This window comes from Streptomyces pallidus (ex Mingjun et al. 2026) (assembly GCF_051550185.1).
GTDB lineage: Bacteria > Actinomycetota > Actinomycetes > Streptomycetales > Streptomycetaceae > Streptomyces.
The window spans coordinates 7,299,033-7,312,488 of the sequence record NZ_CP196181.1 but is presented as its reverse complement, the minus strand read 5'-3'; the positions used below and the strand labels follow the sequence as shown (position 1 = coordinate 7,312,488).

The following is a 13,456-nucleotide window of genomic DNA, read 5'->3' as shown; positions in this document are numbered from 1 at the left end:
GGACCGGGACCGGGGCCGGGGCCAGGACCGGGGCCGGGGCCGGGGCCGGGCGCAGGGCCCGGGCGTCTCAGCGCCGGGGAGTGGGGACGGCGCGCAGGATCGCGTGGACGACGGCGTCGATGCCGTCCTGGGCGGGTTCGTCGGCGACGTGGGTGAGCAGGCGGGCCAGGGCGCGCACCAGCGGCGGCGAGGCCATGACGCGCGGGTGGAGCAGCGGCCGGTAGCCGTAGCGGGCGAGGACGAGGTCGCCGGCGAGGGTGCCGAGGCGGTAGTAGCGGCCCCAGCGGCGGCGGATCTCGGCCGGGTACTGCTGGAGCGCGTGTTCCCGGCGTGCCCCGGTCGGCCGGGCCAGCGCCAGGGCGATGGTCTCCGCGGCCACCTCACCCGCCTCCAGCGCCTGGGCGATGCCCTCGCCGCTCCAGGGGCTGACCATGCCGGCGCTGTCGCCGACCAGCAGCAGGCCGCGCCGGTACTGCGGGCGCCGGTTGAGGCCCATGGGCAGGGGGGCGCTGCGCAGCGGCGAGTCGGCGCTGTCCTCGTTCACCCCCCAGTGGGCGGGCAGGCGCGGCAGCCAGTGCTCCAGGGCGGCCCGGAGGTCCACGGGCCGGCGCCCCCGGCGCGGTAGGGCGCCGAGGCCGACGTTGATGCGCCCGTCGCCGAGCGGGAACACCCAGCCGTAGCCGGGCAGGTCCAGTCCGGTGCCGGGGAAGCGCAGGTCGGCCCAGAGTTCCAGGTACGGGTCGTGGGTGCGGGCCTCGCTGCGGTAGTAGCGGCGGGCGGCCTTCGCGACCGGCAGGGCCGTGTCCCGTTCCAGCCCGAGGGCGAGTGCGGTGCGCGCGGAGGCGCCGTCGGCGGCGACGACCAACGGGGCCCGATAGTGCACGGGGTCGCCGCCCGGTCCGTGGGAGGCGGCGACACCGATGACGCGGCCCGCCCGGTCGCACAGCGGGGCCGTCACCTTCACACGCGTCCGCAGGCGGGCTCCGGCGGCGCGGGCGTGGGCGGCGAGGAGATCGTCGAAGTCGTGGCGGCTGCGCGTGAGCCCGAAGTCGGGGTGGCTGCCCAGGCGCGGCCAGTCCAGTTCCACCTCGCGGCCCTCGCACACCCAGCGCATGCCCTTGTTGCGCATCCAGCCCGGGGCCCCGATGTCGACGCCCATCCGTACCAACTGGCGTACGGCCCGCGGGGTCAGCCCGTCACCGCACACCTTCTCGCGGGGGAAGCCGCTCTTCTCCAGCAGGAGTACGTCCACGCCGGCGCGGGCCAGGTGCGCGGCGGCAGCGGATCCGGCCGGGCCGGCCCCGACGACGATGACCTGTGCTTCTTCGTCACCGGCCCCGTCCGGTTGCGGGGAGGTGCCGTCGGTGGTGGGGCCGCCGCTTGTGTCGTCGCGTTCGCTGGTCACCGCACCACTATGCCGGTCCGGGCCCGGCGATGGGGTCCGGCAGGGCCGAAGACGTCGGCGGCCGGCCGCGGCGGGCACGGTACGGGCCCGGCCGGCGCGGCGATCGCGGGCCTGACCTGCGTCGGAAGGGTCTACAACGGCTGTAAACGATCGCACTGTTGTGCCCAGAATACGACTGTCTGTGGCCGGTCCTGATCGGATAGCAATGGGGCGGCAGCCTGGGCACCGCCCGTCGACGGTCGACGGCGCCTCCAGTGCGCCCGAAAGGAAGACCCGTGATCCGCACCCGCTTCGCCGCCCTCGCCACCATGGCGTTCACCGCCCTCGCGATCGCCGCGACCCCCGCCAGCGCGGCGCCGGGCACCACCCAGAACATGTGCGCCAACGCGCTCACGCCGAGCGGCTGGGTGGACGTCCAGTGGTGGAACAGCGCCGGCTGCGGCTCCGGCTTCAACCCCAACATGAAGCAGATCATGGACCTGAACGGGTACCCGGTCGGCACCCAGGTCAACGCCTGCGCCTCGACCTGGCCGCCCTCCGGCTGGACCATCGTCAGCAGCTACTACTCGGCCGGCTGCCGCTACTCGGCGGTGCCCAGCTTCAACGCCAACACGTGGACCCTGAAGCGCACCTCCTGACCCGCGGGCCCGTTCAGCGCAGCGACTCCCGCGGGGGCCGCTCGCGCAGGGCACCGTAGGCGACGAGATAGGCGGGGACCCGGTTCAGCCAGCGCGACTCGGTGACCAGCTCCGTCAGCCGCTTCACGCGCTGCGGATCGCCGAACGCGGGGCGGCCGGCCAGCAGCGGCTCGATGACCTGGGCATGGGCGAGCCGCTGCAAGCCCTGCGTGGCCACGGTGGTGGGCCAGCGGCGGTGCTGGACCCGGCGCACGTCCCGCAGGCCCACGGTGCCCTCGCGCAGCGGTCCCACGAGGTACCGGGCCGCGGCCACCGCGTCCTGCACGGCGAGGTTGATGCCGATGCCGAAGACCGGGGACATCGCGTGGGCGGCGTCCCCGAGGCACAGCAGCCCCGGCCGGTGCCAGCGGCGCAGCCGGTCGAGGCGTACGTCGAGCAGCTTCACGTCCTCCCAGGAGGTGAGGCTGTCGACCCGGTCCGCGAGCCAGGGCACGGCCCCCGCGAACCGGGCCCGGAAGGACTCCAGGCCTTCGGCGCGCAGCGCGGCGTCGGCACCCTTCGGGATGAGGCCCGCGCACTGCCAGTACTCGCCGCGGTCGATGAGGGCGGTGAAGAACCCGTTCCCCGCACCCCCCACGAGCCCGGTGGGGTCGTCCCCACGGCGCGGCAGCCGGAACCACCAGGCGTCCATGGGGCACGGGAAGCCTTCCAGGCCGAGTTCGGGCAGGGTCCTGGCGAGCGATCCGCGGCCGTCGCAGGCGACGGTGAGGGTGGCCCTGAGTTCGCCGGTGTCGCCGTCCGCGGTGCGGTAGCGCACGCCGTTCACCCGTCCGCGCTCGACGAGGAAGGACGTCGCCCCGGTGTTCATGCGCAGCCGGAAGGTCGGTTCGCGGCGGGCCTCGTCGGCGAGGAGGTCGAGCAGGTCCCACTGGGGCACCATCGCGATGTAGTTGTACTTGCCGTGCAGCGCCCCGAGGTTCCCGACGGTGACGAGGGCCCCGTCCGGCCCGATGGGCAGGCGTACCGAGCTGACGCGGCGCTGCGGGAGCCGGGCGAACCGTTCGGCGAGGCCGATGTCGTCCAGCAGTGCGAGCGACGAGGGGTGGACGGTGTCGCCGCGGAAGTCCCGCAGGAAGTCGCCGTGCTTCTCCAGCACCGTCACCTCGACCCCGGCCCGGGCCAGCAGCAGGGCCAGCACCATGCCGGCGGGGCCGCCTCCCACCACGCAACAGGTCGTTCGCTCCACGGCAACCACTCCCTTCGCGGGCGACGGGTACGCCCGAGGAGGACGTATACCTCACCGGGCACGGCGGCGAGGGCAACTCCCTCCGGCGCGCCAGCCGCCACAGGACGAACGCACGGCCGCGAACCAGTCGAGCGGCAGCGCCGACAGCCGGCGGCGTTCCGGGAGGTGGTTCCCCTGGGGGGCGGCTGCCCTATTCGCTCGGCCCGAGTGACTGTTGGGCCAACCGGTAGGCGGGCAGCATCGCCTCGTGCTCGCCGCTGTCGACCCCGCCCAGGTGGACGACCACGGCCGCACCGCCCGGGGTGACGACGGCGAAGGCCCTCTCCTTCTTGGCCTCGTCGAGGGGAGCCGCCTCGTAGGCGGCCTCGACCGCAGGCAGCGCGGCGCCGCCCGTACCGGCCCGCAGTTCGGTGTAGGCGGGCGCGCCCGTGGTCTTCTCGCCGGCCATGAAGGCCTCCAGCACCGTGCGGGCGTCGCCGGGCGCAGCGGGTGCGTCGGCGATCCAGACGCGCAGGAAGCCGAGGTTCCCGGCGGGCTTGGCGTCGATCTCGCAGGCCAGGGTCGTCCCGCCCTGCTTGAACAGCGAAGCGAACTGGTCGGCCTCGGCGTGCGTGACGGCCTTCGGCTTCCAGTCCTTGGCGAGGTCGAACGTGACGGGCAGCAGGCACGGGGTCCCTGCGCCGCCGACGGATCCGGCGGCCCTGACGCCGGTGCCGCCGCCCTTGCTCGCGGCGGGGCTCGGCGGGGCGGCGGTGGCGGCGCCCTTCGCGGGCTGTGCTTCCCCTCCGTCCGGGGTCCTGCCCGTCGTGGACGTCCCGCAGGCCGTCGCTCCCACCGCCAGGATCCCCGCCCCGACGACTCCCGTGGCCGCCCGAACCAGCCCGCGCCGCATCGCCCCGTACTCCCCCGCCCGCAACCGCGTGAACGACAAAGAGCCGTCAACGTACCAGGCGACGCGCCCGGACCTGCATCTTTCCCGCCACGGCCGCTCGGGCGGCACTCGACAACCCCCGCAGATTTTCTGCAAGTTGCTGCAAGAAATTGCAGAGGTCGATAGGCTGCGCCCGTTCCCGATCCGCCCCTCCTCCCCTCCTGCTCTCCTCCTCCCACGAAGGGACCGTTTCCCGTGCAGAGACCGCACAGCATTCGCATCGGCGTCACCGCGGCGGCGCTGGCCGCCGCGCTCCTGTCCTGGGCCGCCGCGCCGTCCGCCACCGCGGCCCACGCGGACACCCGGGCGAGTGCACCGATCCGGTTCCAGGTCACGGCCACCACCCAGTGGGGCGAACAGGTCTTCGCGGTCGGCAGCGTTCCGGCGCTGGGCTCGTGGGATCCGGCACGCGCCGTACCGCTCGACGCCCACGGCTACCCCCGGTGGGACGCCGAGGCCGTCGTGCCGACCGACGCGCCCGTCGAGTACAAGTACCTGGTGAAGAAGACCGACGGGACGGTCACCTGGGAGGACGGCGCGAACCGCTACATGCAGCCCCGCACCGGCGGCGCCCCCGTCACCACTCGCGACGCCTTCCGCGCCACCGTCGGCATACCGGCCTCCGGGATCGCCCCCACGTGCATCACCTGGTCCGAGACCTGGCGCTACACCCCCGTCTTCAACGGCTGCGGCAGCACGTACGGTCTCCAGGTGATCTACCGGGACGGCAGCATCTCGACCTGCCGCCAGGTGGCCGCCGCCGCGACCGCCACGTTCGCGGGCTACGGCCCGTACGAGAACCGTCCGGTGGCCGTCAACCACTGCTGAGCGGGCCCATGGGACTTCGCCGCCTTTCTCGGTGCGGATGCGGGAGCACCGTCGCACCCGGACGTCATCGGCTTTCGCGAATAGCCGGGACAGGCGGCGCCGCCGGCGCCGACAGCATCCATTCACGTGGACGCGTTGACCGCGGCCGTCACGTGTAGGGAATTCCGGCGCCCGGGCGTTCTCGGTGAAACACCGGCGCGATTTCCGGGAGGTGCGGAATTCGGAATTCGGCGCCCGCGACGTCGAGCAGCCCCCGGGACGGTGTCCCGGGGGCTGGGGGGTGAGGGCAGGGCGGCCGGGGGCCGGTTGCCTCACTTGCCGAGCTTCGCCTTCAGCTGTTCCTTCAGCTCCTTCTTGATCAGCTGCTTCGTCACCGTGCCACCCGTGCCCGTGGCGTCGCCGGTCACCGCGGTCGAGTCGCCCTGGTTGATGGCGTCGGCGCTCGCGTTACCGCTCTGGGCGTTGCCGGTGCGGATGTCGCAGCCGCCGTCACAGTTGTTCACACCGGAGTTGGCGGCACCGGTGCTGGCCTCGCCGCCGACCGTCGTATTGCTGGCGTCCGCATCACCGCTGGTGCCGATGCCGTCCGCGCTGTCGTTCGGGAGGAGGGAAACGGCGTGCTGTGGGGCGGCGACCGGGGCGGCCATGGCGGTGGCGGGCAGTGCGATGCCGCCGCCGAGGAGGGCCGCGGAAGCGCCGGCCAGAACAATACGACGGGTCCAAGAACGCTCGAACATGATGATTCTCCACTCGGTACAGAAAGGGTTTTTATCATTCGCCCTCCTTTCCGGAGTTCCCGGTGAGGGCGTACTTCAAATAAACCCTGTGAGCGGAGGGGCGTCACGCCACTGGAACACGTGGCTTGACTCCATCAGCCGACCCCGGTAAACATCCGCGCGCCCTCGCCGGGGGCCCGTGAGGCACAGGCCGCCCGCGTCGTCGGTGCGGAGCCGTGCGCGGTGGAGCAGCTGGTCGACGCAGCGGGTCAGCCCGAGCGGCCTGTGCCCGACCGGCTCCGGGACGGGGTGGGGAGCGTCCGGTAGCCGGGGTGCACGCCCGGGGTCAACTCCTGCTGGACGGCGACGAGTTCCAGGAGCGCGTGCAGCTGTGACCGCTGCTCGGGGTCGAGGCCGGCGAGCAGGGCGTCCTCATGGGCGGCGGCCGCGCGGGAGACGGAACCGAGGGCACGCCGGCCTTCGGGGCCGAGGTGCAGTTCGTGGTTGCGGCGGTCCTCGGGGCTGCGCCGCCGCTCGACGAGGCCCTTGCCCTCCAAGCCGTCGATGAGGGCCACGACCCGGCTCGGCACGACGCCCAGGTCCTCCGCGAGGGCGCGCTGACTGCGCCCCGGCTGCCCGGCGATCATGCGGAGCAGGCCCACGTCGGCCGGGGTGAGGCCGAGATGCCTGATGCGGTCCGCGAAACGCCCGGCCGCGTGGGCGCCGATCTGGGCGAGCAGGAAAGCCGCCCCGCGGGGCCCCGGGCCGTGGCCGAGGTCGGAGGCATGGCGGTCGCCGGAAGCGGGCCGCGGGCCCGGCCCCTGCGGGCCCTCCGCCTGCTCCGGCCGTTCCGCCTGCTCTGACTGCTCTGGTTGCCGGGCGCTGCTCACGGGCTTATCGTAAGCCATGCGCAATGATTCAGCTTGGTGAACGATTCATTCGAAGGAACTGATTCTCCGTGCAAGCGACCCAGACGCGTACCCGTCCTCGTGACGCCCAGGCCGGACCGCCGCCAGGCGTCCTCGCCGTCGTCGTCACCGCCCTCTTCCTCGCAGGACTCGCCCTCAGCACCGTGCTGGCCGACGGGCAGCCCTTCCCCTCGCCGTTCGGCGCCGCCGACGACACCACCACGTACTTCCGCGACCACACCGACGCGACGCGCGTGTCGGGCGCCCTGCAGTTCGCCGCATCGGTGCCGCTCGCCATCTACGCCGCAACCGTGTCGGCGCGGCTGCACAAGCTCGGTATCCGCGCGCCCGGCGCCACCATCGCCCTCGCCGGCGGGATCCTCGCCTCGGCGTTCCTGGCCTGCTCCGGTCTGGTGACCTGGGTGCTGTCCCAACCCGCCGTGGCCGACCGGCCCGAACCGGTGCGGGCCCTGCAGTACCTGGCCTTCGGCTTCGGCGGCCCGGGCCACGTCGTCCTGCTCGGGCTGCTCATCGCCGGCATCGCCGTGCCCGGCCTGCTCGCGCGGCTCCTGCCCCGCGGGCTGGCCATCGCCGGCCTGGCCATCGCCGCGGTCGCCGAACTGGCCACGCTCACCCTGCTGTTCGAGGGTGCGGCCCTGCTGCTCCCACTGGCCCGCTTCACCGGCCTCGGCTGGCTGATCGCCGCCGGGTTCCTGCTGCCCCGCCACCGCACCCGTACGGAGGGACGAGCGTGACCGCCGACGAGACGGAGCGCCGACTGCGCTTCCACCAACCGGAGAAGACCCTCCGCCACCTGGGGGCCCCTCCGGGCGACGGCACGCTCGCGGCCCTCTTCGGGCTCGACCCGGCCGACTACCGCGCGCGGCTCAGCGGCTTCGAGGAGCGGAACCGCAAGGCCGCCGCCGAGCTCGCGGCCACGGCGGCCGGGGCGGACGCCGTGGCCGGCCCGGGCGGGGCAACCGGCCCGGCGGACCGGTTGCCGTTCCGGCCGGGGCAGCACGTGGTCGCCGTCGGGGAGAGCACGACCGCCGACCGGCTGTCCTGGTTCGAGATCCTGCGGCACCTGCTGCCCGACGACGTCCGGTGCACCAACCTCGCCGTGTCCGGCAGCACGACCACCCAGGCCCTGGCCGGCATGCCGATGCTGAGGTCCGGGAAGCCGGACTGGGTGTTGTGCATGCTGGGCGGGAACGACGTCCAGCGGCTCGACGGGGTCCCGCTCGTCACCGCGTCGGAGACCCGCCGCAACCTGACGGCGCTGCGCGACCTCGCGGTCCGGCGGACCGGAGCCCGCTGGGTCTGGCTCACCCCGGCCGGGGTGGACGAGGAACGGGTGGCGCGGTACGTGCACTTCCGGCGGGCCGGCCTCAGCTGGTCGGGCGAGGACCTCGACGCCCTCGCCGAAGACCTCCTCGCCCGGCCGGAGCCCGTGGTCGACACGCGGCCCGCGGCCCGCGGCCACCTCGACGCCGACGGCGTCCACCTCACCCCCGCCGGCCAGCGAGCCGTGACGGCCGCCCTGCTCGACACGCTGACCGCGTGAAATAACCACCGACAGGCCGGGGCCGGGGCCGCGACCCAACCGTCCTTCCGGTAGGGCGAACCAGGCCCGGGCGGTGCAACCCCACGGCAGCAGGGAACCGCGCCGCCCGCCTGCGCCGGGGCCACCCGTCGCGGAGGTGCTCGGGGCGCAGGCGGGCTGCTCGGGCGCGACCCCGACCGCGCCGGCGCGTCGTCGGTCGGACCGCTTCACCGCGCGCGCCGGGCCGGCCGGGGGCCTCACTGTCAGACCCCCGCGAGAGGATCTTCCCATGACGACTTCCACCGCCGTTGAGGCGCAGTTCCGCATGTCCGACCGCACCGAGTACGAGGCCGCGCTCCAGCGCCTGCGCGAGGCCTCGCAGGCGTACTACGGGGACGGCGACAGCGCTCTGGACGACGCCTCGTACGACCGGCTGCGGCTGGCCGTCCTGGCCTGGGAGGGGGAGAACCCGACCGAGGTCTCCGCGGACTCCCCGACCGGCCTTGTCGCCGACGGCGCGGCTCCGGCCGGCGACGTCGCGCACACCACCCGGCTGCTGAGCCTGGACAACGTCTTCGACGCCAAGGGCCTGGTGGCCTGGGGGGCTTCCGTCCAACGCCGGCTGGGCCGCGCACCGGAAGGCGGGTTCACCGTCGAGCCGAAGATCGACGGGGCGGCCGTGGCCGCCCGGTACCGTGCGGGCCGCCTCGTCCAGATCATCACCCGCGGCGACGGCAGCCACGGCGAGGACGTCAGCCACGTCATCGGCCAGATCGACGGGCTCCCCGAGCGGCTGGCCGGGGCGGCCACCGTGGAGGTCCGCGGGGAGGTGGCCTTCACCCAGGAGCAGTTCGAGACGGCGAACGAGGTCCGTACGGCCCACGGTGCGCAGGTCTTCGCCAACCCCCGCAACGGTGCGGCGGGCACGCTGCGGGCGAAGGACCGCCCGTACCGGCTCCGCATGACGTTCTGGGCGTACGGTGTGGTGGAGCTGGACGGCGAATCGTTCCTGCCCGCCGGGTGCACGCACGCCGAGGCCCTGGCCGCCGTCGCCGCGGCCGGGGTGCGGACGACCGCGGACTCCCCCGCCGGGCTGCGCGTCGTCGCCGACCTCGCCGAGGCGCAGCAGCGGGTCTACGAGATCGCCGGCATGCGCGCGGAGCTGCCGGTCGGCATCGACGGCGTGGTCGTCAAGCTCGACGACACCGCCGAGCAGCAGTCGGCCGGTTTCGGCACGCGGTTCCCGTACTGGGCGATCGCGGTCAAGCTGCCCGCGGTCGAGCGGCAGACGGTACTGCAGGACGTGGTGTGGGAGGTCGGCCGGACCGGGGTGCTCGCGCCGACCGCGATCCTCGCCCCGGTCGAGATCGACGGCTCCACCGTCACCCGCGCCACCCTGCACAACCCCGCCGACATCCGCCGCCGCGACCTCCACCTCGGTGACACCGTGACCGTCTACAAGGCCGGCGACATCATCCCGCGCGTCCAGGCGGCCGTGGTCCGGCTGCGGCCGGCGGGGGCGGTGGAGGTGCCGCTGCCCGACGCCTGCCCCCGCTGCGGCGGCGAGATCAACAAGGCCCAGGAGCGGTGGCGTTGCGCGAAGGGGACCTCGTGCGCGCTGCCCGCGCTGATCGAGTACGCCGCCGGGCGCGAGATGCTCGACATCGACGGCCTCGGCAGGACGTACGTGGCGTCCCTGATCGAGAGCGGCGCCGTCACCGACGTCGCCGACCTCTTCACCCTGACCGTCGACCAGCTCACCGCCGCGTCCGGCAGTGCCAAGCGGGGCGCGAAGCTCGCCGAGCAGATCGAGACCGCCAGGTCCCGCCCCCTCAGCCGCGTCTTCTGCGCGCTGGGCGTGCTCGGCACCGGGCGCAGCATGTCCCGTCGCATAGCCCGCCACTTCGGCACCATGGACGCGATCCGGCAGGCCGACGCGGCCGCCATGCAGGACGTGGAGGGGATCGGCCCGGAGAAGGCCCCCGTCGTCGTCGAGCAGGTCGCGGCGCTGGCCCCGGTCATCGAGAAGCTGATCGCGGCCGGGGTCAACATGACCGAGCCGGAGGAGCCGACGGCGTCGGCGCACGGCGAGGGTCCGGGGCCGCTGGCCGGCAAGGTCGTCGTGGTCACCGGCAAGATGGCCGGACCCCTGGACGGGCTCGGCCGGTCCGAGATGAACGCGCTGATCGAGAAGGCCGGCGGGCGCGCGGGCAGCAGCGTCAACTCCAAGACGTCCATCCTGGTCGCGGCACCGTCCGCGAGCGGCAAGCCGAGCTCGAAGGCGGTCAGGGCTGCGGAGCTGGGCGTGGAGGTCCTCACCCCGGAGGCCTTCGCCGACCTGGTCGCCGACCACCTGACCTGACCAGCCCTGCACCGCGGAGCTGCCGCTGTCCGTGCGCTCGTCCTCGGGGACGCGAACCGGCAGGGAGACAAGGAGTCGTGCCACGCCACCGGCACCACGACCGCCTTCGCCGGCGGCCGGCCGGAGACCTGGTGTGACCCGGCCCAGGGCCTCCCCACGGAGGTCACCGGAGCCGCGTCGGCGGCTGAGCCGCAACCCGACGACACAGCCCCCGGGGGCTGTGTCGTCGGATACGGATACGGATACGGATACGGATACGGGTGCGGGTGCGGGTGCGGGTGCGCGGGGTGTCAGGCGTGGGCGACCGCTTGCAGGGGGCCGAGGGCGGCGGCCCGGCGGGCGGGGAGGGCGGCCGCGGCCGCGCCGACCGCGAGGGAGAGGGCGACGACGAGGGCGAGCCTGCCCCAGGGGAGCGCGAAGGCGTACTGCGGGATGGCTCCGTTGGCCAGGCCGCTGACCTTCCACGCCCCGAACAGGCCGCCGGCCAGACCCAGCAGGGTGCCGTACGCGGCGACCGCGAGGGATTCGAGGCGGATCATGCGGCGGATGCCGGCGCGGTCCATGCCGAGGGCGCGCAGGACGCCGATCTCCCGGGTGCGTTCGGCGACCGACATGGCGAGCGTGTTGACCATGCCGAGGGTGGAGATCACCACGCCGATGGCGAGCAGCCCGTAGACCATGGTGATCAGGTCGCCGGCGACCCCGGCCTGCTCGCGGACGAGCTGGGCCCGGCTCTGCACCTTCAGCAGGGGGCTGCGGTCGACGGCGCCGCGCAGTTGCTTCTCCAGGTCGGCGGGGGCGGCGGCGCCCTCGGTGCGGAGGAGGACGCGTTGGACGGAGTCGCGCAGGTGGCCGTTCTGCTGGACGTCGCCGCGCCAGGCGAGGACGTCCTGGGCGGTCGGGTTGTCCTGGTAGATGCCGACGACGGTGTACGGGCGGTCGCGGTCCCCGTCTCCCGCGCCGGGACCGATGCTCGCGTTGATCCGACCGCCGGTGCTGATCCGGTTCTCGCGGGCGAAGCTGCTGGAGACGGCGATCCGGCCGGGCCCGATGTCCGTGGCCGAGCCGCTGCTGAAGCGCAGCTTCATCACCTCCCCCACGGTCTTCGGGTCGACGCCGGAGACCGGTCGGGCGAGCGCGCCGGTGGAGAGGGTGGAGTCGGCGACGGCCGAGACGGTCGCGACGCCGGGGAGCGCCGTGAGGCGCTGCAGGGCGGCCGGGTCGACGGCGGTGGTGGTGTTGCGGGTGCTGATGACGTAGTCGGCGCTCAGGCCGGCGGCTGCCTGGGAGTCCAGGGCCCGGCTGGCGGAGTGGTCGATGACGGCCAGTCCGGAGACCAGCGCGGTGCTGATCATCAGAGCGGCGGCGGTGGCGGACGTGCGGCGGGGGTCCCGCAGGGCGTTGTCCTTCGCGAGGTCGGCCGCGACGCCGAGGCGGGCGGTGAGTCGGCCGAGGAGGCGGACGACCGGTCCCGCGAGCAGCGGGGCGAGCAGGATCAGGCCGGTCACCAGGACGCCGCAGCCGAGTATGGCGGTCCGCAGGTTCGCGTCCGAGGCGTCCTCGGCGTCGCTCAGCGAGAGCAGCAGGCCGGCGCCGGTGAGGAGGACGGCCGCGCCGGCCGCGCCCCGGAGCCGGGACAGCGTCGCGGAGGGCGGTTGTTCGGCGGTGCGCATCGCCTCGACGGGCGCGATCCCGGCCGCGCGGCGGGACGGCAGCCATGCGGCGAGGACCGTGACGCCGACGCCGACGGTGAGGGAGGCCAGCACCGGGACCGGGCCGATGACCAGCGGGCCCTGGGGCAGCAGGTCGTCCGCGGTGCCGAGCAGGCCGGGCAGGGCGGTGGCGACACCGAGCCCGAGGAGGAATCCGAGGACGGAGGCGCCGAGCCCGACGAGGGCGGCCTCGGCGAGCACGGAGCCGACGACCTGGCGGCGGGTGGCGCCGATCGCCCGGAGCAGCGCGATCTCCCGGGAGCGCCGCGTGATGAGCATGGTGAAGGTGTTGATGATGAGGAACGAGCCGATGAAGAGCGAGACCGCGGCGAAGACCATGGGCAGCCGGGAGTAGCTGCGGGTCTTGGTGTCGACGAAGACCTGCTGCTGGCCGGCCTTCGCGGTCGCGGTGGTCGCCTCGGCCCGGTCGGCCGGCAGCAGCGCGCCGACGCGCTGGGCCAGTTCGTACGGGTCGGTGCCGGGCGTTGCGGACAGGTCGATCCCGGTGTAGCGGCCGGGGGTGGCGAACAGCCGCTGGGCGGTGGCCTTGTCGAACACGGCGAGGGTGCCGCCGGAGGTGACCCGGGTGTCCTCGGTGGAGACGATGCCGACCAGCCGCATCCGCAGGACGGGCCCGTCGGTGGCCAGGATGACGGTGTCGCCCAGGGAGTACCGGCCGGCGGCCGCCGTGCCGCGGTCCAGGGCCACCTCGCCGTCGGTGCGCGGGGCGCGGCCGGCCGTCAGCGGGTGGCGACCGTCCGTACCGTCGGCGCCGGGGAGGTGGGCGGCGGCCAGTCTGCCCATGGCGTCGTCGGCGCGCATCGGGGTGCCGTCCTTGGCGGCGAGGGTGACCGAGCCGTCGACCGTCGGGCGGGCCGCGGCGACCCCGGGTACGGCGGCCAGGCGGGCCACGAGCGCGTCGTCGAGGACGGTGGTCCGCTCGCCCGCGGGAGTGCCCGGGGGGTACTTCGGGTCCACGGTGACCGCGATGCCGGCGTAGTCCTTCGAGAGGGAGGCGCGGTAGGCGGCGGCGGTGGAGTCGGCGAAGACGAGCGAGCCGGAGATGAACGCGACCCCGAGGCAGACCGCGAGGACGGTCATGGTCAGGCGGGCCTTGTGCGCGAGGACGTTGCGCAGGGCTGTTCGCAGCATGGTGGGCTTTCGACG

General features: G+C 74.2%; 11 protein-coding genes. 5 read left to right on the top strand and 6 right to left on the bottom strand.

Annotated features, from left to right (window positions below; all coding sequences use genetic code 11):
• Positions 1–67 precede the first annotated feature (67 nt).
• The gene (locus tag ACSHWO_RS32615) at positions 68–1,312 is read right to left on the bottom strand and encodes a geranylgeranyl reductase family protein (protein ID WP_438319323.1); all 1,245 of its coding nucleotides are present in this window, start codon (positions 1,310–1,312) and stop codon (positions 68–70) included.
• Positions 1,313–1,680: 368 nt separating this feature from the next.
• On the opposite strand from ACSHWO_RS32615, the gene ACSHWO_RS32610 reads away from it, so the two are divergent.
• The gene (locus tag ACSHWO_RS32610; RefSeq protein WP_361087244.1) at positions 1,681–2,043 is read left to right on the top strand and encodes a hypothetical protein; all 363 of its coding nucleotides are present in this window, start codon (positions 1,681–1,683) and stop codon (positions 2,041–2,043) included.
• Between the two features lie 13 nt (positions 2,044–2,056).
• Here ACSHWO_RS32610 and ACSHWO_RS32605 read toward each other — a convergent pair whose 3' ends face one another.
• On the bottom strand, positions 2,057–3,289 hold the full coding sequence (locus ACSHWO_RS32605; RefSeq protein ID WP_438317825.1) for an FAD-dependent oxidoreductase: 1,233 nt from the start codon (positions 3,287–3,289) through the stop codon (positions 2,057–2,059).
• 190 nt (positions 3,290–3,479) lie between these two features.
• Positions 3,480–4,124, bottom strand: a complete 645-nt coding sequence (locus tag ACSHWO_RS32600) for a lipoprotein (protein WP_438317822.1) — start codon at positions 4,122–4,124, stop codon at positions 3,480–3,482.
• Between the two features lie 291 nt (positions 4,125–4,415).
• Between ACSHWO_RS32600 and ACSHWO_RS32595 the strand changes: the two genes are divergently transcribed.
• The gene (locus ACSHWO_RS32595; RefSeq protein WP_438317819.1) at positions 4,416–5,048 is read left to right on the top strand and encodes a carbohydrate-binding module family 20 domain-containing protein; all 633 of its coding nucleotides are present in this window, start codon (positions 4,416–4,418) and stop codon (positions 5,046–5,048) included.
• Positions 5,049–5,359: 311 nt separating this feature from the next.
• Here ACSHWO_RS32595 and ACSHWO_RS32590 read toward each other — a convergent pair whose 3' ends face one another.
• Positions 5,360–5,785: a hypothetical protein gene (locus tag ACSHWO_RS32590; protein WP_361087232.1), complete on the bottom strand. Its 426-nt coding sequence runs from the start codon at positions 5,783–5,785 to the stop codon at positions 5,360–5,362.
• Positions 5,786–6,033: 248 nt separating this feature from the next.
• The gene (locus tag ACSHWO_RS32585; protein WP_438317816.1) at positions 6,034–6,654 is read right to left on the bottom strand and encodes a MarR family winged helix-turn-helix transcriptional regulator; all 621 of its coding nucleotides are present in this window, start codon (positions 6,652–6,654) and stop codon (positions 6,034–6,036) included.
• A 68-nt stretch (positions 6,655–6,722) separates the two neighbouring features.
• Here ACSHWO_RS32585 and ACSHWO_RS32580 point away from each other — a divergent pair, with 68 nt between their 5' ends.
• From ACSHWO_RS32580 to ligA, 3 genes are all read left to right on the top strand, one after another.
• Positions 6,723–7,427, top strand: a complete 705-nt coding sequence (locus ACSHWO_RS32580; RefSeq protein ID WP_438317813.1) for a hypothetical protein — start codon at positions 6,723–6,725, stop codon at positions 7,425–7,427.
• Positions 7,424–8,236 carry an SGNH/GDSL hydrolase family protein gene (locus tag ACSHWO_RS32575; RefSeq protein WP_438317810.1) on the top strand — a complete coding sequence of 271 codons (813 nt, stop codon included), beginning with the start codon at positions 7,424–7,426 and terminating at the stop codon, positions 8,234–8,236. The genes ACSHWO_RS32580 and ACSHWO_RS32575 overlap by 4 nt, the downstream gene beginning before the upstream one ends.
• A gap of 268 nt (positions 8,237–8,504) precedes the next feature.
• Positions 8,505–10,577, top strand: a complete 2,073-nt coding sequence (gene ligA, locus ACSHWO_RS32570; protein WP_438317807.1) for an NAD-dependent DNA ligase LigA — start codon at positions 8,505–8,507, stop codon at positions 10,575–10,577.
• A gap of 290 nt (positions 10,578–10,867) precedes the next feature.
• Here the strand turns inward: ligA and ACSHWO_RS32565 are convergent, their stop codons facing one another.
• Positions 10,868–13,441: an ABC transporter permease gene (locus ACSHWO_RS32565; RefSeq protein WP_438317804.1), complete on the bottom strand. Its 2,574-nt coding sequence runs from the start codon at positions 13,439–13,441 to the stop codon at positions 10,868–10,870.
• Positions 13,442–13,456: the final 15 nt, after the last annotated feature.